Annotated in this window: 14 protein-coding genes and 4 pseudogenes; 9 read left to right on the top strand and 9 right to left on the bottom strand. The window is 67.2% G+C overall.

Annotated features, from left to right (window positions below; translation table 11 throughout):
- Together ACIBEA_RS42620 and ACIBEA_RS42615 are read right to left on the bottom strand one after the other, a co-directional pair.
- Positions 1-493, bottom strand: a pseudogene (locus ACIBEA_RS42620) (hypothetical protein); the annotation flags it as partial.
- A gap of 55 nt (positions 494-548) precedes the next feature.
- Complete coding sequence (locus ACIBEA_RS42615) at positions 549-1,463, bottom strand: NUDIX domain-containing protein (RefSeq protein WP_399269606.1); 915 nt, start codon at positions 1,461-1,463, stop codon at positions 549-551.
- 825 nt (positions 1,464-2,288) lie between these two features.
- Here ACIBEA_RS42615 and ACIBEA_RS42610 point away from each other — a divergent pair.
- Positions 2,289-2,711, top strand: a complete 423-nt coding sequence (locus ACIBEA_RS42610; protein ID WP_399269604.1) for a hypothetical protein — start codon at positions 2,289-2,291, stop codon at positions 2,709-2,711.
- Here ACIBEA_RS42610 and ACIBEA_RS42605 read toward each other — a convergent pair.
- Positions 2,708-3,463, bottom strand: a pseudogene (locus ACIBEA_RS42605) (transposase); the annotation flags it as partial. The gene ACIBEA_RS42610 and the pseudogene ACIBEA_RS42605 overlap by 4 nt on opposite strands.
- Positions 3,464-3,489: 26 nt before the next feature.
- Complete coding sequence (locus ACIBEA_RS42600) at positions 3,490-4,020, bottom strand: hypothetical protein (protein ID WP_399269602.1); 531 nt, start codon at positions 4,018-4,020, stop codon at positions 3,490-3,492.
- A 373-nt stretch (positions 4,021-4,393) separates the two neighbouring features.
- Between ACIBEA_RS42600 and ACIBEA_RS42595 the strand changes: the two genes are divergently transcribed.
- Together ACIBEA_RS42595 and ACIBEA_RS42590 are read left to right on the top strand one after the other, a co-directional pair.
- Positions 4,394-4,624 (top strand): hypothetical protein, encoded by a 231-nt coding sequence (locus ACIBEA_RS42595; protein ID WP_399269600.1) that lies wholly within the window; start codon positions 4,394-4,396, stop codon positions 4,622-4,624.
- A 614-nt stretch (positions 4,625-5,238) separates the two neighbouring features.
- On the top strand, positions 5,239-6,810 hold the full coding sequence (locus ACIBEA_RS42590) for a GMC oxidoreductase (protein WP_399269599.1): 1,572 nt from the start codon (positions 5,239-5,241) through the stop codon (positions 6,808-6,810).
- Positions 6,811-7,113: 303 nt separating this feature from the next.
- Here ACIBEA_RS42590 and ACIBEA_RS42585 read toward each other — a convergent pair whose 3' ends face one another.
- The 4 genes from ACIBEA_RS42585 to ACIBEA_RS42570 form a co-directional block, all read right to left on the bottom strand.
- Entirely contained in the window at positions 7,114-7,890 is a 777-nt protein-coding gene (locus ACIBEA_RS42585) for a transposase family protein (RefSeq protein ID WP_399269597.1), read from the bottom strand.
- 283 nt (positions 7,891-8,173) lie between these two features.
- Positions 8,174-8,386: a hypothetical protein gene (locus tag ACIBEA_RS42580; protein ID WP_399269595.1), complete on the bottom strand. Its 213-nt coding sequence runs from the start codon at positions 8,384-8,386 to the stop codon at positions 8,174-8,176.
- Positions 8,387-8,630: 244 nt separating this feature from the next.
- The gene (locus tag ACIBEA_RS42575) at positions 8,631-8,927 is read right to left on the bottom strand and encodes a hypothetical protein (protein WP_399269593.1); all 297 of its coding nucleotides are present in this window, start codon (positions 8,925-8,927) and stop codon (positions 8,631-8,633) included.
- 219 nt (positions 8,928-9,146) lie between these two features.
- Positions 9,147-9,356 carry a hypothetical protein gene (locus ACIBEA_RS42570; protein ID WP_399269591.1) on the bottom strand — a complete coding sequence of 70 codons (210 nt, stop codon included), beginning with the start codon at positions 9,354-9,356 and terminating at the stop codon, positions 9,147-9,149.
- A gap of 245 nt (positions 9,357-9,601) precedes the next feature.
- Between ACIBEA_RS42570 and ACIBEA_RS42565 the strand changes: the two genes are divergently transcribed.
- Entirely contained in the window at positions 9,602-10,132 is a 531-nt protein-coding gene (locus ACIBEA_RS42565) for an AAA family ATPase (protein ID WP_399269589.1), read from the top strand.
- A 206-nt stretch (positions 10,133-10,338) separates the two neighbouring features.
- Here ACIBEA_RS42565 and istA read toward each other — a convergent pair.
- Positions 10,339-11,351, bottom strand: a pseudogene (gene istA, locus ACIBEA_RS42560) (IS21 family transposase); the annotation flags it as partial.
- Between the two features lie 491 nt (positions 11,352-11,842).
- On the opposite strand from istA, the gene ACIBEA_RS42555 reads away from it, so the two are divergent.
- The 5 genes and pseudogenes from ACIBEA_RS42555 (at position 11,843) to ACIBEA_RS42535 (ending at position 18,087) form a co-directional block, all read left to right on the top strand.
- Positions 11,843-12,919, top strand: a complete 1,077-nt coding sequence (locus ACIBEA_RS42555) for a polyprenyl synthetase family protein (RefSeq protein WP_399269587.1) — start codon at positions 11,843-11,845, stop codon at positions 12,917-12,919.
- A gap of 95 nt (positions 12,920-13,014) precedes the next feature.
- Positions 13,015-13,581 (top strand): isopentenyl-diphosphate Delta-isomerase, encoded by a 567-nt coding sequence (gene idi / locus ACIBEA_RS42550; RefSeq protein WP_399269585.1) that lies wholly within the window; start codon positions 13,015-13,017, stop codon positions 13,579-13,581.
- A gap of 113 nt (positions 13,582-13,694) precedes the next feature.
- Complete coding sequence (locus tag ACIBEA_RS42545; protein ID WP_399269583.1) at positions 13,695-14,648, top strand: hypothetical protein; 954 nt, start codon at positions 13,695-13,697, stop codon at positions 14,646-14,648.
- Between the two features lie 426 nt (positions 14,649-15,074).
- Positions 15,075-16,439, top strand: coding sequence for a cytochrome P450 (locus ACIBEA_RS42540; RefSeq protein WP_399269581.1), 1,365 nt, complete (start codon positions 15,075-15,077; stop codon positions 16,437-16,439).
- 273 nt (positions 16,440-16,712) lie between these two features.
- Positions 16,713-18,087: pseudogene (locus ACIBEA_RS42535) on the top strand (IS1380 family transposase).
- The last annotated feature ends 424 nt before the right edge of the window (positions 18,088-18,511 follow it).

Raw genomic sequence — 18,511 nt, 5'->3', positions numbered from 1 at the left:
GACGTGCCGTCCCGGAACACGCTGATCGCGGTCTGGCGGGAGTGGTTCGGTTCGGACGGCGCGCGTCAGCGTTACGTCCGTACGGCGGAGACTGCGGAAACCGGGCACTGGACAGCGACGTCATCGTGCCGCCCGTCCGCCGCGTGCCGGCTGCTCGCCCGAGGATGGGGTCGCCGTCGTGCTGGATAAGGACGCTCTCCCCGCAATACAGCACGTCGAGGAACTCGGCCCGGTCGGCGGGCACCGACCAGTCCAGCAGCTCCCACTGCACGGGAACCTCGTCAACCTCGGTACGCCGGACGTAGCCCTGACGCATGAGGACCTCCCGGGCGAGTTCCAGCAGGACATCCCGCACAGGCCCCGGGTGTAGGGCGCCCTCCTCTTCGAGGCGTGCGACCATCGCGGCCCGGGCGGCCGCCGGATCCGGGCCGGGCGCGGGGAACTGGCGGGGCACAGCTGCGGTGAGGCCGTCGGCAAGCGGGTGTTCAGGCATGGGGAGGTCTCCTCGGCATCCGGGGACGGGACAAGGCGGTGCGGCAGATCTGGGGTCATGTCCATCCGAGTTCGGTGTACGTCTCACCGCGGCCGATCGCCTCGATCGCGACCTGCGTATAGGTGACCATCGGCTTGGGAAGCCGGGCCGGGTCGGCCCAGATCCACTCCACGCACTTGTCCGGCTCGCGCACCTCGGGCGTGCCGGACCAGACGTGGGCACGGAAAATGAGTCCGAGCCGGGGCTGCCGATCGGTGTTTTCGCCCGCGTCGAGCATGTGCACCGTGTGGATCAGCTCAAGATCCTCGGGGGCGATGATGAGGCCGGCTTCCTCCTCGGCCTCCCGGATCAGACCGGCCTTGGCGCCCTCGGTCTCCAGGTGGCCGGCCAGGAAGTGGAAGTGGTCGCCGGCGAAGGCGACATCCGGGTGGCGCCGGCCGAGGAGGATCTGGCCGTCCGCGCGTTCGAGGTAGAGGTGGACGCCGATCACGTTGAGCCGGGTCCCGCTCCTCCCTGCCCGTGCGCGCGCGCTCGCGGACCGGGGGCCCGGGACAGGGGCGGTCTTCTGGTGCAGGGCGATGACGTCGGCCGTCCACGGGCACATGGTCAGGAAGGCCATGGTCTTGGCGTCGAAGAACTTGAACATGATTCCTTCGGGGCACGGCAGCGTGCTGTCGTCGCCGTCCCAGGACCCGACGTACACCTGGATCTGGCCCTTGTCGCCGGTCGGCCCGTGTGCGTCGACGATGGTGAGGGGCTCGAGCGGGACGTTCAGGCCGGTCTCCTCGAGCAGCTCGCGTTCGACGGCCTGGTGGCAGGTTTCCTCGCCCTCGCGGTCACCGCCCGGGATGGACCACGTTCCCGGGTCGCAGATGACCTTGTTGGCATCCCTGAGATGCAGGAGGTACTGGCCGGCAGTGTTCACGAGAAGGGCTGCGGTGCCGCGCGGTTCGGTGGACAGGATCGTCATGGTCAGACTCCTCAAGGTCAGGGGCGATTGGCGCCGGCGGGCGCGGTGGACGCGGGGACTGGCATGGTGGTGAGGCGGGAGACCGGCGAGCGCCACAGGACGAGCGCGGGCACGGCGAGCACGACCGCCCCGGCCAGCAGGACCGTCCACACGTTGGTGGCGGCGGCGAGGGCGCCCGCGGTGAGGGCGGCGAAGGGGCGGCTGCCGGTGACGAGCCATGTGGAGGTCTGCTGGGCGCGGGCCTGCAGCTCGGGGGGACAGATCTGCTGGCGTAGGGATTTCTCTGCGATCTGTATGTCTCATGAGACGTTGGCTCTCTGGAAACTCGGGGCGGCCGGGCCCCTCAAGGATCGCGATGGGATCGCGTCTACGCAGCGGAATGAGACAGGGTGCACCGAGAAGTGCTGGCTGAGCGGTTCACCCCGAAGTGGGATAGGTCGATTGGCGCTTCGACGGCACGACTGACAGTGATGGACACACGAGCGAGGCCAGTCTTCGAGGTCGGCAACAGACCAGGGTGACTGTGGTCTGCCGGATGGCGGCCGAAGTCGGCAGCTCGGCCTGGTTGCCGACGTGGGAAGGTCCCGGTGGCACATGGGAGTCCACCGGGGCGATACTTCCGGTGTGGTGCCGCGGGACTTGAGCGGAACGCGACGCGGAATTCTTGACCATGGTCTTGCCGCAGCCGAGCGGACCATTGTGAGAAAGGCGAAGGACCCCGGCCGTTGACAGGCCGACGGCTGGGGTTGTCGTGAGTCGTGGGGGCGACTATCTGTTTGGTCAAGGTGGAGGGGTGCTGGTTCGGGCGTCTGGAACGATGTGCCTGTGCATGCTGATGATCAGGTTGGCGAGGGTGTCTCTGCGGACCTCGCGGTGCTTCTCCGGAGAGCAGAGGACAGCCGTCCGGTGAGGATCGTTTCTTCCGTCTGTGGCGGTTGTGGCGGGCGTGTGTTCCTCGTGCTCTTCGACGGTGTCGAGGGCGGAGCCGAACGCATGTGTGTTGGTTGCGGCGTCCACGCGTTCATTGCGGATAGTGAGGAGTTTTGGGAGGACGCGGATCCTGGCGAGGCCGGCTGCCCGTGCGGAAGCCGGGAGTTCGAGGTGGCAGTCGCGTTCTCCCTTGCCGACGACGGGTTGGTCCGCTGGGTGACGGTTGGGCTGCGGTGCCGGAGGGATGGCGCCGTGGGGGTCTATACCGACTGGAAGATCGATTACGGGCCCACGGACCACCTCCCGACCATGGTCTAGGTCTGTGGAACGGCGGCCCGAACAGGCTGTGGCTCGTAGAAGGTTCCGTCGCGGAGCATGCCGAAGAGGACGTCGGCCCGGCGCCGGGCGAGGCAGAGCAGAGCCTGAGTGTGGTGCTTCCCTTGGGTGATCTTCTGGTCGTAGTGGGTCCGGGATGCCGGGTCGCCCAGGGCCGCGAACGCGGAGAGGAAGAAGACCCTCTTGAGCTGCTTGTTTCCCCTACGGTAGGGCTGTTCGCCTCGGATCGACGACCCGGAACTGCGGATCGCGGGCGCGAGACCGGCGTAGGCGGCGAGGTGGCCGGCGGTCGGGAACGTGCTGCCGTCACCGACCTCGATCAGGATCCGTGCTCCGGTCCTGACGCCGACTCCCGGCATCGACCTCAGGACCTTCGAAAGAGGGTGAGCCTCCAGGAGCTCCTCGATCCGCCCGGCCAGGAGTTTGCGCTGGTCAAGGACGGCGGTCAGAGATTGGGCCAGGCTCGGGACGATCAGCGCGGCCGCCTCGGTGCCCGGAACGGTGACGGTCTGCTCGTCCAGGGCGGTGAAGATTTCCTCGACCAGCCGCTCGGCCATCCTCGGGGCCTTTGGCCGTAACAGCGTCACCAGGCGGCGCCTGCCAGCTTTGCGAATTTGAGCCGGTGAGCCGAACCGTTCCAGCAACGTGAAGACGGCCGGGTGCTGCAACCGCGGCCCCAGCACCCGCTCCAGCGACGGATGGATCTGGGTCAGCAGGCCGTGGAGCCGGTCCGTCGCGGATGGTGGCTGTCGGCGGATGGTCAGACGACCTTTACCCAAATCAGCTCGACGCTGCGCGCGTTGCCCTGGCTGGAATTCGTGGAGAGGCTTGCGGTGCTCCCACTGCCCCTGACACCCCAGTAAGACAGGCGGGACGGGGTGGGACCGTGGTTGACGACCTTACCGTCGTCGGTCTGCCTCCAGTAGCCCTCGGTATTGGTGCCCTTCTCGATCTTCTGGCAAGACACGGCTGGCAGGACGGTGTAGAACGAGGGGGAGATACACCGGCGGTCGACACCCATGACCATGGAATACCCGGCGCTGTCGGTGCGGCCTCGGACCCAAAGCTGATTGGTATCCCTGGGGTTGCAGGGGGCGAAGTGGAGCGTGAGGGCGTTGACCTTCCGGGCCGCACACTGAGTGCCTGCTCCGGGCACCTCCGCGGCGATCACGAAGGTGCCGTCGGCGGGGATCTCGCGGGTGGCCGCCACCGCAGGCACCACGAACACTACGGCGGTCGCCGCGATGCCCAGTGCCGCAGCAAGGGGAACGACGGTGTTGGTGCGGTTCACGAACATGGTTGAGCTGCTCCCAAAGGTCGAAGTCTGACGCCGAACGGCGTCAATAGCCCAACATCCAGGGACCCACTCGCAGTGACTGTCACCGAAGCGACATGATGCGAAAGGATGAACCAAGCCGCCGAATGCCTCGGCACGACGCAAATATGCCGTTGGCATCCAGATCAGGTCGCCCCTTGCCGTCCTGGACCACCGGCACCCGCAGTTCGCGGTAAGTGCGGGCGTGCTTCGCGATCGGGCCGATCACCGTCTCGTGCTTCTCGATCTAACCGCCGTCAGGGAGTTCTCAGCCTTAGTCCAAGCGGGACGCCGTTTGGGGGGTGTGAGGGGTCCATCCGGGTGCAGGTGGGGCTGGCAGGGTTCCGTGGTGGTCGAGGGTGATGGGCAGATGTCCATTTACCCACCACTCAAGGGGTTCGTCTTGCTTCGCACCGTCAGTGTCGTCATCACCACCACCGTGCTCATCGGCGTGTTTGCCTCCGCAGCCTTGGCAGCGGACATTGCCGACGATCAGCAACTCCCCAGTGGCGCGAGCGCCAACTACTTCAACAAGGACTACGGCAAGTCCGTCATCGAGAACGTGAACAACTTCGGCTGAGGGGACTTCACCGGAGCCGGTTGAGGAGCCGGTGTCTGTTCCGGTCCGGATGCGGTCGCTGTCGTCAGGTGGCCGATCCCACCCTGACCGCTTCCACGCCGCTGGCACTTCCGGTGGCAGACGAGTTCCGCCGTGCACCACTGGCTGATGGCCTCGACCGCGAAAGGTGCGCGCTCAAGGCGGCTGCTCGGGGCCCGTTTCGCCGCCGGCGAGGGCGTCGACCCGGTGCCGGAGTGAGGGCGGGATCGGCCGGGCGGCGTGGCGCAGGATGTAGCAGGCGTTGTCTTCGAGGGCGCGGACAAGGTCTCCTCCGAAGATCGTGTCGTCCGCGTCGCGCAGGATGCCCGTTGCGACTCCTGCGTCCAGGCCGTCCGGGCGCGGTCACTGGCGTACGCAAGCGGTCGCGTACGGTCCCACCGTGCCCTCCGGGTGGTGAGAGCTGGGGTGCCATCGATGGCAGGCAAGTGAACCAACTGGACCAAACTGGGGTGAATGCCAACTGGTGGCGGGTGACTTCTGTGGCCTGCCGACGTTCACGGGAGGAAGACCGGACGCTCTGGCCGGTGGCATGCCCGGTCCGTGGAGTCGTTCGGCCCTACCCCGCAGGAGTCCTGATGTCCCGGTTCAGCCGTCGTGATGTTCTCGCCCTCGCCGTCAGGGCAGGCCTGGCCGGCATCGGCACGGCCGTGCTGGGCGGCCGTGCTCAAGCGGACGCGGCCTCCTCGCGGACCCGTTTCACCGCCATCGTCGTCGGCTCCGGGTTCGGCGGATCGGTGGCGGCACTGCGGCTCGGTCAGGCGGGAGTGGACACCCTGGTCCTTGAGCGAGGCCGGGAGTGGCCCACCGCTCCGGACAAGCAGGTCTTCGGCTCCGTCAACGGAGTCACCGACACCATGTTCTGGAACCGCCCCACGACGAGGTATCCGCTGCTGCTGCCCACCCCGGTGCGGCCCGGGCCCGGGGTGCTGGAGGTTTCCCAGGAGAGGGACATCGACATCTTGTGCGGGGCGGGGGTGGGCGGCGGCTCCCTCGTCTACAGCGGCGTCACCATCGCCCCCCAGCGCCGCTACTTCGAGCGCCTCTACCCCGCCGCGCTCGCCTACCGGGAGTTCGAGGAGACCTGGTTCCCCAAGGTACGGAACATGCTCGGCTCCTCACCCATGCCCGCCGACGTCTACCGGTCCACCCCGTTCACCCACTCACGACTGTGGGACGAACAAGAACGCCGCGCCCGGGCCCGCACGTTCGCGCTGGACTCCACCTTCGACTGGGAGGTGATCCGCGCCGAACTCGCCGGCCGCGCCCCGCTCTGCGCCACGATCGGGAACTCCGACTTCGGGTGCGGCAACGGCGCCAAGAAATCCCTGACCCGCTCCTACCTGCCCGCCGCCCTCGCCTCGGGCCACGTACAACTGCGGCCCCTGCACGAGGTGCGCTCCATCCACCGGCGCCGCGGCGGCGGCTTCCTCCTGGAGGTGCGCACCCTGGATGCCGGCGGCACGATCGTGGACACGGCCGAGTACAGCTGCGACATGCTGTTCATGGCCGCCGGCACCCTCAACACCAACCGGCTCCTGGTCGCCGCCCGCGAACGCGGCGAACTCCCCGACCTCCCCGCCAGCGTCGGCCAGGGGTTCGGCGACAACGGCGACCAGGTCTCCATCCGCTCCGCCCCCCTGCACTTCCACGGCGGAGCCCAGGGCGCCCCGATGGCCTCCGCCGCCCTCTTCGACCGCGCTTTCGGCCTGCCCCTGCTCGCCGAGAGCTACATGCTGGCCGCTTACCACGGCGTCCCGGCCGTGGTCACCATCTCGATGACCGTGGACACCGACCACCGCGGTGCCTTCCGTTACGACCCCGCCACGCGAACAGTCGCCCTCGACTGGAACGCCTCCAAGTCCGCGGCAGCGGCACGGGCCGCCGCCGACCACAACCAGCGCGTCATCAGCTCCAACCCCCTCATGCTCCCCGTCGGCGTGCAGATCCCCACCCTCACCGCCCACCCCGTCGGGGGATGCGTCATCGGCACCACCACCGACCTCGAAGGCCGCGTCCACGGTATGAAGGGCCTCTACGTCATCGACGGCTCCCTCCTGCCAGGCAACGCCGCCGGCGCCAACCCCTCCCTGAGCATCGCCGCCCTGGCCGAGCGCGCCATGGCCAACATCATCTCCGGCAACGCCTGACCGGACCGTCAGGCAAACGGTGGTCTCGTCCCCGAACGACTGCCGCGGCACCTCGCCTCGATCACCGACAAGGGGGCGCGAGTTCGTCGAGGCGGCGGGGTCTGTCCGGTCAACGGCTCTGTCTCACATTCGGTGGTGACGGAGAGTCATCGAGGAATGCGCTGGTCAAGCTGGCGCACGTCCATCCGGGTCGGCTGCCTCTCCGGGCCGGCTGCCTCTCCTCACCACACAACCGGAGCCGCAGGTCCCTGAACGGCGAGCCGAACTGGGTACATCGCTGTGCGTGAATATCGTTGCCGTACGTCACCACCGGATGTGAGCCAGAGCCGCTCGTTTGACAGACCCGGCTCGGGCTGCCTGAGTGAGCCAGTTTGGGCTGCAGCGGGCTCGGCGGAAAAACTTCCAGGTCTTGAGTCGTGCGATGCCGCGTTCGACGGGGTAGCGGAGTCTGGCGTTAGCCCGGTTAAGCGATCGCTGGGTGATGGTGAGTTCTTGGCGGGGCGGCCGTCGGCGGGGAACCGCGAACGTTCCGCCGGCTCCGACGTAGCCGAGGTCGGCGAGGACGGGTGTCCCGAGGCGGATGCAGGTGGTGATGACGCGGTGCCGGCGGGCGGCCGTAAGGTCATGGGGCCGGCCCGGGAGGGCGCGTGAGCCCCACAGAATCTTCCCCGTCGGATCGGTGATGACCTGCAGGTTCACTCCATGGCGGCGATGCTTCCAGGAGTAGCCGGCCCGGCCGTCGCCGACCCGGTCGCACTCGGCGAGGGTGCCGTCGACCCGGACGTATGCCGGCTTCGCGGTGTCCGGCCTGCCACGCAGGGCGGCCGTCAGCCCGGGGGCTCGGCGTGCGAGAAGAGCGACGACTTGGCGGACGTAGGCGTGCGCGGTGCCGACGCTGATCCGGAACCCCGCGGCGATCTGGGCCAGGGTGAGGTGGTGACGCAGATACACCAGTGCGACCATCGCACGCCCCGACGGACGGAGCTTGCACCGACGGTCACCCGCACGGAGGACGATGAGCATCGTGACCGTCTCCACCAGTGCGTGAGGCAGGTCCAGTGCCGCAGGATACGTAACCAACGGGGCTCCCCGGCGCGCGAGATGAGATGTCAGATACCTCCCTCAACTGCCGCGGAGCCCCATGCGTTCTGCCCCCAACCCCCGACCACCGGCATCACCCGATCGGTGGCCGAGGTGAAAATGCTCAGTGGGTCGAGGAGTCACTGCGCATCTTCGCCGAGGATGTGGGCCCGTCAGCATCGATCGTGAAAACCTCCCGGTGGGTCGCCTCCCGGTGGCCGGCTGAGCGGCGGGTGGCCGGGGTGACGTGGGAGATCCACAAGATCCTGCTGTCGGTCAAGCACTACCTTGCATAGATGGCCACCATGTCGACCGCGTCCTCGTGATCGCTCCTCGGTTCCGGCTCCTCGAACGCCGACTGACGGTCGTTGACCTTGGCCTGGCCCGGGTCCGAACCGGCGGCGGTGGAGGGGGAGGCCGCTACGGCGACGCCGGCGCCCGTCAGGACGGTGACCGCGGCCAGGGCCGCCGCGGCGGCGATGCGGGGAACACGCATGGGAACTCCTCGTTGTGTCGGCGTGGGGATGGGGCCGAGGAACCCATTCAGCCTGCTCCGCCCACCCGGCCCTCGTCCGCACACGCCGCACTACGGGAAAACCATCCCATCGGTTGACGTCCTCCCGGCCAGGCATCATGACGCGCTGACGCGGTATCAGCTCCAGAGTTGTGCTGATGGCGCAAGTGTCGCGCAGGTGGCCGTTTCGCCTGTGCCCACTTCAGACCGCATCCGACTGGCCTCGTCAGTGATCGTCGTAGTGGTCGCCGTGCTGAGCGTGCCGGTGGCCATCGTGTGCGTAGTCCACGTGGTCGCCGTGCGGCACCGCCTGGTGCCCGCAGCCATCGCCGTGCTGGTGCTCGTGACCGTCGTGCATGGTGTGCCCGACAGGCTCGCACTCCCCCCAGACGCCGAGGTGCTCCCGGTGCAGGTGGCCGTCGTGCGAGTAGTCCACGTGATCCTGGTGCTCGACCTGCGGATGCCCACAATCGGGGCCATGCGTGTGCAAGTGCCCGAGGTGCGTCTTGAGCGGGTTCGTCATGCCGCCGAGGCTAACGTCGACGGGGTCCCCGCCCCCCCACGCCGCACCGCGCCCTAGAAAGCAGGACGACCGGACGGTACGACGATCCTCCCGAGCGCGCTCGCGTGATCCGACCGTGGCGAGGGCCGCAGGCGGTCACGGATGTCGCACAGCACCTGAGCAGCCTTCACGCCTCCGAGATCACCTCATGGCCCCATTTGCGGGCATTTTGGTCAGGCCCTAAGAGTCGCGGCTCGGGGACAGGGTCACCGCGTAGAGCTCGGCGCCGTCTTCACTCAGCTTCGCCAGATCAATACCCTCTCCGAGTAGGGCATCCCGCGCATCATTGATCCACGACTCGGCATCCTCTTGCGAGGTGAACGCCTCCGGCACACCCGCCGGGGTGATCTCCGTTCCGTCCGCACTCGCGAATCGCCACGTCCAGGCCACGTTGTTCTCCTCAGTTCAAGATCCTCTGTTGCAGCCCTTTCCGTTCCCGCCGAGACGGTGTCCGAACCCTCACCAGTAGCCGAATAGTGCAGGGTTGGAAGACCGCCTCTTCACCAGTCGGCGACCACCGGCATTGCGAGACCAAGATCACCCCATGGCCCCTTACTGCCGCAGTTCACAACCCCCACCACACCGCCACGCGGTTTCTGCGGCGGGAGAGGGCGGGGCCTGGCATGATCGACAACGTGAAGCGTCGGATTGTGATGGTGACCGGAGCCCCCGCAGCGGGGAAGAGCACCCTGGCAGGACCGCTGGCGTTGGAACTTGGCTTTCCGCTGCTGTCCAAGGACCACATCAAGGAGACTCTCCACGACTGCCTGGGCTCGCTGGACGGGGCCGCGCTCGCGGCGTCGGGCCGGCTCGGCGCCGCGACGATGGAACTCATCTGGGCGTTGGCCGCGCGCTGCCCGGCTGCGGTGATCGAGGCCAACTTCCTTCCGCGCCATCCCGAGACCCGGCCCCGCCTCGCCGCCCTGGCCGCAGACGTGGTCGAGGTCTACTGCCACTGCCCGCTCCCGGAGGCGGCCCGGCGGTTCACGGCACGGGCCGCAGATTCCGGCCACCACCCCGTCCACATCCGCAGCCTGCCCGAGCATGTCCTGGCCGAGTACGACAGACCGCTGGAGGTCGGGCCCGTCAACAGGGTCGACACCACCCGCCCCAGCGACCTGGCCGTCCTCGGCGCCGACGTGCGACGGGCCTTCACCGCCGGATAGCAGGCCCCCTACGGTCCAGTGCGGATCGACGGCGAGACGGCCCACGTACTCCGGCCCGGTGGTGGCCGGCGGTCCGACCAGCCGACCAGCCTTTACGATCTTCAATCGAACCTCGGCGGCTCTTGGCGTCACTGTGCCATTCGCTCAGATCGCGCCCCGGCATCCACGTCCGCCCCGTTGCTCCGTAGCCAGTGTCACCGGGGCAGGGCCCAGGCTTCCTGGCCGACCAGGCCGGGCGGCGTCGAGTAGCGCACCGACCCGAACCGCAGGGTCTGGCCGGTGTTGACCGAGCGGGACTCGCCGAGTGCCAGCGTGTGTGGGGCGGATGGGAGTTGGTGCAGCCGTTTGCGTTCGACGTCCAGCGCAGAGGCCGGGGTCGCCCGGTCTCGAGGTGGTTGCGGGTGTTGACCTGCTGGCAGAACAGCGCACAGGCGCCCCGCAGTTCGGCGAAGGACTCGTAGTCCGGCCGCAGGTTCGCCGACGTCGGGACCAGGTCGGCCTTGGCGATGCGGACGGTGGCCTCGGAGCCGCCCTTGGACTCCGGATCGAACGGGACGCAGGTGTGGACCTGCATGCCATAGTGCTTGCCGGACGCGACGATCTGCTTGTGGCGGACCGCGACCCCGGCGATCCGGTCGGTCGTCACCGTCTTCTCGTTGTCGGTCAGCGCGTAGGTCGGCGCCCCGCCGATCGCCCGCAGCGTCGAGTCGATGCACGAGATCAACGTGGGCAGCGTCCGGTCCCAGACCGGGATCACCACCCGGAAGCGGGACCAGGCCAGCCACGCGCAGAACAACAGCGTCTGCCTGAGCTCACCGGTGCCCGGACCAGGCACTTTCGGGCCGTATCCCCAGTCGAACTGCAACCAGAGCCAGGGCTCGGTGATCCAGGGTCGGTAGGTTCGGCGGTGGCCGGCCCGCCAGCGTTCCTTCGCCCCGGCGACCGCCCGGCGGGTCGTGCGCTCGTCGCCGGTGAAGCCCAGCAACTCCAGGCGCTCGTGCAGCTTGTCGGCGCGCACCAGGCCCTGCGAGCGGTCCACCCACTCCTCGATCTTCGGCATGAACGGGTCGATGAGTTTCGGTCACCGGATCGGCTGGTCAACCGGTTGACCGGCGTCCCTCATCTGCGCGTATCGGCGGACGGTCTTGGGATCCACCCCCGCCAGGCGCGCCGCCGAATGCGCGCATCCAGTGGCGTCGTACGCCTCAAGAATTTCCATGATCACCCTGTCAGACTTCTTCAACGACCCCTCCGGCGGTTTGCTCGATGTCGGCAGCACCGAGCAGACCGCCGGAGGGGTCACCTGTTTGTAACCGACACGAACGGCCCTCCGGACGGGGAGATGAGCTGTCCGCCAGCGACGACCTGAACTGGCCGCACAACAGGATTTACAGGAGTCCGCTCACACCCGTCACGCATCAGGAGTGTTTCCGTTGCTCCCCAGGCGTCATCGTGACTAAGGCCGTGCCCCCTGTGCCGCTGCGACGTTTACGCAACGTTACTAGTCTGCGGCCCTAAAGGCCGCCAGTCCTCGGGATGTCCACTGTGGGGAAGTTCTTGCGCCCATCCGCCCTCGCGGCTCTTACTCTGACCGCTGTCCTGGCGCCGGCCTGCGCTGTTCCGACCGCCTCGGTGCTCTGCGCCGGTGGCCGGGAACCCTGCCCAGTAGGGGCGGTGCCACGCCCTCCCACGGATGAGGAGTAAGCAGTCATGCAGCTTCCGGCCACTTCCGCCGGGCCGATCGACCTGGCCGGTGTGCGCGACCGTGTCGAAGAGGTACTGACCGATTTCCTTGACAGTAAAGACCGCACGGCCACTGCCCTGGGGCACCCCCTAGAGATCACCGAAACTCTGCGGGAATTCCTCGCATCCGGAGGCAAGCGCATCCGGCCACTGCTGTGCGTCGTGGGCTGGCATGCCGCAGGCGGCCACGGCGACATGGGCCCTGTCCTGCGCGCGGCCGCCGCACTGGAAATGTTCGTCGCCTGGGCACTGGTCCACGACGACCTCATGGACCGCTCTGACACACGCCGCGGTCGCCCGGCCGTCCACCGCACCCTGGCCAGCCGCCACCCCAGCCTGAGGGACGCCGACCGCTTCGGCGACAACGCCGCCCTCCTCATCGGCAACTTCGCCCTCATCTGGTCCGGGGAACTCCTCCACACCACCCAGCTCACGCCCCAGCAACGCCCCACCGTGCAGCAGTTCTACGACACGATGCTGTCGGAAGTCATGTTCGGTCAGTACCGCGACCTCCTGGGCACCGAGCACACCGACTACGACGTCGATACCGCACTGGCCGTCATCCGCTACAAGACCGCCACCGGTACCGTCCAGCGCCCCCTCCAGATCGGTGCCGCCATCGCCGGAGCCACCCCTACGATCCTGGACACTTGTACAGATATCGGTCTGCCCCTGGGTGAGGCATTCCAGCTGCGGGACGACCTCCTCGGCGTCTTCGGGATCCCGCAGCGGACTGGCAAGCCCAATCTCGATGACCTGCGCGAAGGCAAACGCACCGTCCTCCTGGCCCTTGCCGTACAGCGCGCCACTGCGGCCCAGCGCGACATCCTGTGCTCCTTGGTCGCCAACCCTTCACTCGACGAGCACGGCGCTTCCAGGATCCGTTCCGTCATGGAGGAAACCGGCGCCCGCGAAGCCGTCGAGAAGATGATCAGCGACCGTCTCACCCAGGCTCTCAACGTCCTGGACGCCGCGCCCTTCCCCCCGCACGCCACCGCAGCGCTGCGCCAGCTCGCCCACTCCGCAGCCACCCGAACCACATGACCCGACACTGCGCCGGCGCAGGCAGGAACACACCTTCCGCCACAGAACGGAACTAGCCCGAAAGGCTAGGAATGACGCCAGACACGTCAGAAGAGATGATCGTGCTCCTCAAAGAGAATTGGGAGCCTGTCGGGCAGGCTTCCAAACTCGCCAGCCACCACCACGACACCCCCCTCCACCTCGCCTTCAGCTGCTACGCCTTCGACCTTCAGGGCCGTTTCCTGCTCACCCGCCGCGCCCGGACGAAGAAGACCTGGCCCGGCATCTGGACCAACAGCTGCTGCGGCCACCCCGCCCCCGGCGAACCTCTCCATGAAGCGGTCGGCCGAAGGCTCCGTGCAGAACTCGGAGTGCAGGCCGAGCGCCTGGACGTGGTACTCGACGCAGTGCGCTACCGCGCGGTCATGGACAACGGCATCGTCGAAAACGAAGTCGGCCCCGTGGTCCGCGTGCTCCTGACCGCGCCGCTCCAGCCCAATCCGGGCGAAGTCGATGCCATCCGCTGGACGTCATGGCCGGACCTGGTGGCAGCCGCCACCGAGGGAGCAGCAGAAATCTCCCCTTGGAGTCTGATCACCATCAGGAAACTGGCCGGTCTGGGGCCCGACCCCTGGAAATGGCCGGCAATCCCCAGGCACGAACTGCCAGGCGGACTGCAGTGACCCGGTCGGCCGCACTCCTCGGTCTCACCATTCCCGTGACAGGCGGATGCTGAGTACCTGCCGCAAGACCGAGATGAGAAACCCGTAACGCCCACGGAGGAGACGTGACCTGCATGCGCCACAAGATGGAATTCGACATTCCGTTCCATTGTCAGGCCAACCCGGGAATGACTCAGGCGCTCGCGCGCAATGTCGACTGGGCCCGCCGGGTGGGCCTGGTGGTCAACGATGAAGAAGCCGAGCGGTACATCGCCAGTCAGACGCAGGCAGCGGCCGCACACTTCTACCCGGACATCTCCGGAGAAGACCTCGATCTCGCATATGACATGTGCGGGTTCTTCTTCCCTTTCGACGACACCTTCGACGTCCCCCCGGGGCGGTCTCTCGACAACGCCGTGGCCGCCTGCCAGGACTTGATCGCCCTGCTCGCTCAACCCCAAAAACCGGTACCTCAGGATTCCCCGCCCGTCGTGGTTGCCTTCAGCGACTTCTGGCGGCGTGAGGTAATCGGAATGTCACCATCCTGGGTCAGTCGGGCCGCCCACAACTGGGCCGGCTACTTCTACGGGAACCTCACCGAGGTGTCCAACCGGCTCACTGGAACCATTCTGTCCCCAGCTGACCAGATGAACCTGCGGCGCACGACAATCGCCGTCATGCCCGGACTGGACCTGGCGGAACGGGTGGGCCACTTCGAAATTCCAGCCCTGGCCTGGCACAGCAGCCATATGCAAGCCATGCGGGAGAAACTTATCGACCACATCTACATGCTGAACGACATCTACTCACTGGAGAAAGAAGAAGCCGATGGAGATCATAATCTGATCCACTGCATCATGAGGAGCCGCAACTGCTCACAGCCCGATGCCATCGACGAGGTAGTCGAGACGGCGAACAGTCTCATTGCGGAATTCATTGACCTGACGCAGAAAGTCCCGCAGATGTGCCGAGGGCTGAATCTCTCAGCTGCCGAGCGCTCCACGGTTGAGCGCTCGGCAGCCACAATTCGCACTTTCTTCCGGGCTAATTATGACTGGGGTTTCAGCGCTGGACGCTATACGTCCTGAAAGAAAAACCGTCTCCCCGCGACGCCTCCATATTTACGGTTGACTCAAAATCTCCGCCCGGGCCCCTGAAGCTGCGACACCCTCTGCACGCGCCTGGGCGTCACGGAGGCCGGTCCCGCCTCCCTCTCCACCCACCCCGTCGAACAGGAGACGGCCGGCAATCACGTCCTGCCGTCCCTCGGGCTGCGTCCGCGCAGACAGGAGATCGTCCACTGCCCCGGCTGCGGCCGCCTCCAGGTCGACATCCACAAGGACGTCGTACAGACCCTGGAGCCGATGCCGGCGGACCTCCTGATCCCGCCCAGCCCGGCCCAGGCCCCGCTCGCCAGAGCGCGCACCACCGACGCAGTCCTCGACCACGATGTCGGCGAGACGCGGCCCGGGCGATTCGTATTTGTCGCCCGCTCCTACAGCGAAGAGTGAATCGTGAACGATGTTCCAGCACCGACACGTCCTGCGCTGGCTGTCGCACCGGGCGGACTTCCCCTACTGGGACACGCCCTGCCATTCATCCGGCGCCCCCTGCAGTTCATGTCCTCGCTGTCTGCCTGCGGCGACATTGTCGAACTCCGCTTCGGCCCGAAGAAGAACTACCTGATCTGCAACCACGACCTCGTCCACCAGGTACTGATGAACCCTCGGACCTTCGACAAAGGCGGAGCTCTCTACGAGAAGCCACGCCTCCTCCTGGGCAACGGCCTCGTCACGTCCGGCTGGCAGGACCACCGGTCACAACGACGTCTTCTGCAGCCGATGTTCCACCCGCGGAAAATTGAAGACTACGCCGCCATGCTGGCCGAGGAGATCGACTCGTTCACCGCCTCATGGCAGCCAGGAAGCGTCGTGGACGTCACCGACGCCATGCATTCCCTGTCCGCACGCATGTCGATCCGCACCCTGTTCGCGAACCATGTCAGCGAAGAAGGGACAGCCGAACTGCTGCATTGGCTGCCCGTCTTTCTCCAGGGCGTATACGAACGGGCGTTCATGCCCTTGGCCTTCCTGGAGAAGTTGCCCACGCCGAAGAATCGGCGCTTCGAACTGTCCGTCGTCCGGCTGCGGCAGCTCATCAAGGACAGCATCCACCAGGCCCGCCAGTCGGACGCGAACGAGCACAGCCTGGTGTCGCTCATCCTCGACGCCAGTGATGCAAAGACGCAGGAGCGCCTGGACGACGACGAGATTCGCGGACAGGTAGAGAACCTCCTCTTTGCGTCGGCCGCCACCAACGGCAGCGCACTGGCCTGGTGCTTCCATCTCCTCGGCCAGCATCCCGAGATCGATGAACAACTCCATGATGAGGCGGAGCAGGTGCTGCACGGGGAACAACCTGGCTTCAGGCACCTGCCGCAGCTCGAACTCACTCAGCGGGTCTTCGCGGAGACCCTGCGCCTGTACCCGCCCGGCTGGATCTTCAGCAGGATTACCACCGAGGAGGTCGACCTCGGTGGAACCCGCCTGCCCGCCGGGTCCACCGTGCTGTACAGCCCCTACGTCTTGCACCACGACGCCACTCTGTTCCCCGCCCCCGAAAGATTCGACCCCAACCGATGGCTGCCAGAGCAGCGGAAACTCATTCCGGCCCATGCCTGGATTCCGTTTGCCGCAGGAAACCGCAAGTGCATCGGGGACGGCTTCGCGACAGCCGAGTCCGTCCTCACGATCGCGAGGATCGCCAGCCGCTGGCGCCTGCGAGCCGTGCCAGGATCCACGATCCGGCCGCAGGTTCACTCCACGCTCTCCCCTGGCCCAGTACCCATGACGATCGAATGCCGCCCGAGCAAGAGGTAGTGACGCCCTCGCTGATCCTCTTTCATCCTGCAGTCCACCACGATGGCTGGTACCCGAAGCGGCGCCGACGTACCCACCATGGTGGGAACCGCGAAGCAGGGCTGGTCCACTCCCACGCCTGCCCTGACGCACCCGCCGGAAGGATCGTTAACCTCGCGCTTTCATGAAGCGCGGTGTACGTCAGGTGATCAGGTAAGCGAAAAGTGCCTCTGACCAGCAAGAATGAGGATTGTCGAGGTCCTTGTTCCTGCCACCGTCGGAGGCACTTCCCAGGTGAAGAAGAGTATCGGGTCCTACCCGCGCGTCCGCGTCGGGGAGGGTGGCCGTTCGGTGGTCTCGCAGGCCGGTGCGGTGCTGCTGGTCGAGACGATCCGCAAATCCGGTCTGGACCGGGCGATACCGGGGGCACTCGCGCCGTGGCGGCGACCTCGGGCGGTGCATGATCCGGGCAAGGTCCTGCTGGACGTGGCCCTGGCGGTCGCACTCGGCGGGGACTGCCTGGCCGATGTGGGCATGCTGCGGGCCGAGCCGGCCGTGTTCGGCCCGGTGGCCTCCGACCCGACCGTCTCCCGGCTCATCGACAAACTCGCCGCGGCCGGGCCGAAGGCTCTGACCGCGATCCGGTCGGCGCGGGCCGACGTGCGTGATCATGTCTGGAAGTTGGCCGGTCCATCAGCGCCGGACGCGTGCGGGCAGGTGATCGTGGACCTGGACGGGGTGCTCGTGCTCGCGCACTCCGACAAGCAGGACGCGGCCGCAACCTGGAAGAAGACCTACGGCCATCACCCGCTGATGGGGTTCGTCGACCACGGAAGGGGCGGGACCGGAGAGCCGGTAGCGGCCGTACTGCGGCCCGGGAACGCGGGCAGCAACACCGCCATCGATCACATCACCGTGACCCGACTCGCCCTGGCCCAACTCCCGAAACGTCACCGGCGTGGACGGAGCACACTCATTCGTACCGACTCCGCCGGCGGGACGCATGAGTTCGTGACCTGGCTCGTGAAGCGGGGCCGGGGGCTGTCGTACTCGGTCGGCATGACCATCACCGATTCCGTCCACCAGGCGGTGCTGAAGGTGCCTGCCCCGGCCTGGGCGCCCGCGACCGAGCCGGGCGGTGAGATCCGCGACGGCGCCTGGGTCGCCGAGCTGGACGGCGACTGCCTGAAGGGCTGGCCGGAGGGGATGCGGCTGATCGTCCGCAAGGAACGGCGGCACCCCGGCGCCCAGTTGCGTTTCTGACGCCGCCGGGCTGCGGCTCACCGCATTCGCCACCAACACCACCGACGTCCCGATCGCCGCACTTGAACTGCGGCACCGCCAGCGCGCGAGGGCCGAGGACCGCATCCGGGCCGACCGCGCCACCGGTCTGCGCAACCTGCCCCTGCACGAGAGTGCCCAGAACCAGATCTGGCTGGAGATCGTCCAGCTCGCCCTCGACCTGCTGGCCTGGCTGCAGATGCTCGCCCTGACCGGAAAACCCCGCCTCTGGGAACCCCGCCGGCTCCGGCTCCGGCTGTTCTCCGCCGCCGCCCAGCTTGTCACCACCGCCCGCCGCCGACACCTGAGATTCACCCGCCACTGGCCCTGGACCGACGTGATAACCACCGCGATCCAGCGACTCGACGCACTCCCGAACCCCGGCTGACCAGCAGAGTTATCCGTCCCAACAAGCCTGATCACACCACCGGAGCCGTGGAACCCGGCGCCCACCCGACGCGACAGCCGGGCCACCGGCCTACCCACAACCAGCCCACAACGCCGATACGGCCCGCCGGGCAAACCGACGGACCGTCACGAAAGATCGAGGTTAAGGAGGACAGTGCCCCCGAGCGCTACCTCCATCAGAAGGCCCCTGTGTTTGTGCACCCCGGGGCCTTCCTGGATGTGCGCTGTGAAATCTCAGGCATACACCGATGGCATCGCCCCAATGGCCCACTACACAAAGAGCAACCAGGCTAGCGCTACGGACCAAGTTGGGTGTAGCTCTCCCGGAGGGAAGATCGCTGTTCAGGCCGTGAGGTCGTAGTCGTGCTGGTCGGGGGTGGGGTAGAGGCGCTCGTGCTCGCGGG

The sequence above is a fragment of the Streptomyces sp. NPDC051555 genome (assembly GCF_044454405.1).
Taxonomy (GTDB): domain Bacteria; phylum Actinomycetota; class Actinomycetes; order Streptomycetales; family Streptomycetaceae; genus Streptomyces.
The sequence above is the reverse complement of the archived record's forward strand: the minus strand, read 5'-3'. Positions and strand labels throughout refer to the sequence as shown.

Coding starts and splice junctions, on each gene's coding strand:
- ACIBEA_RS42615 (WP_399269606.1), bottom strand. CDS start 1,463: ATGACGATCCTGTCCACCGAACCGCGCGGCACCGCAGCCCTTCTCGTG.
- ACIBEA_RS42590 (WP_399269599.1), top strand. CDS start 5,239: ATGTCCCGGTTCAGCCGTCGTGATGTTCTCGCCCTCGCCGTCAGGGCA.
- ACIBEA_RS42580 (WP_399269595.1), bottom strand. CDS start 8,386: ATGCGTGTTCCCCGCATCGCCGCCGCGGCGGCCCTGGCCGCGGTCACC.
- ACIBEA_RS42575 (WP_399269593.1), bottom strand. CDS start 8,927: ATGACGAACCCGCTCAAGACGCACCTCGGGCACTTGCACACGCATGGC.
- ACIBEA_RS42555 (WP_399269587.1), top strand. CDS start 11,843: ATGCAGCTTCCGGCCACTTCCGCCGGGCCGATCGACCTGGCCGGTGTG.
- idi (WP_399269585.1), top strand. CDS start 13,015: ATGATCGTGCTCCTCAAAGAGAATTGGGAGCCTGTCGGGCAGGCTTCC.
- ACIBEA_RS42545 (WP_399269583.1), top strand. CDS start 13,695: ATGCGCCACAAGATGGAATTCGACATTCCGTTCCATTGTCAGGCCAAC.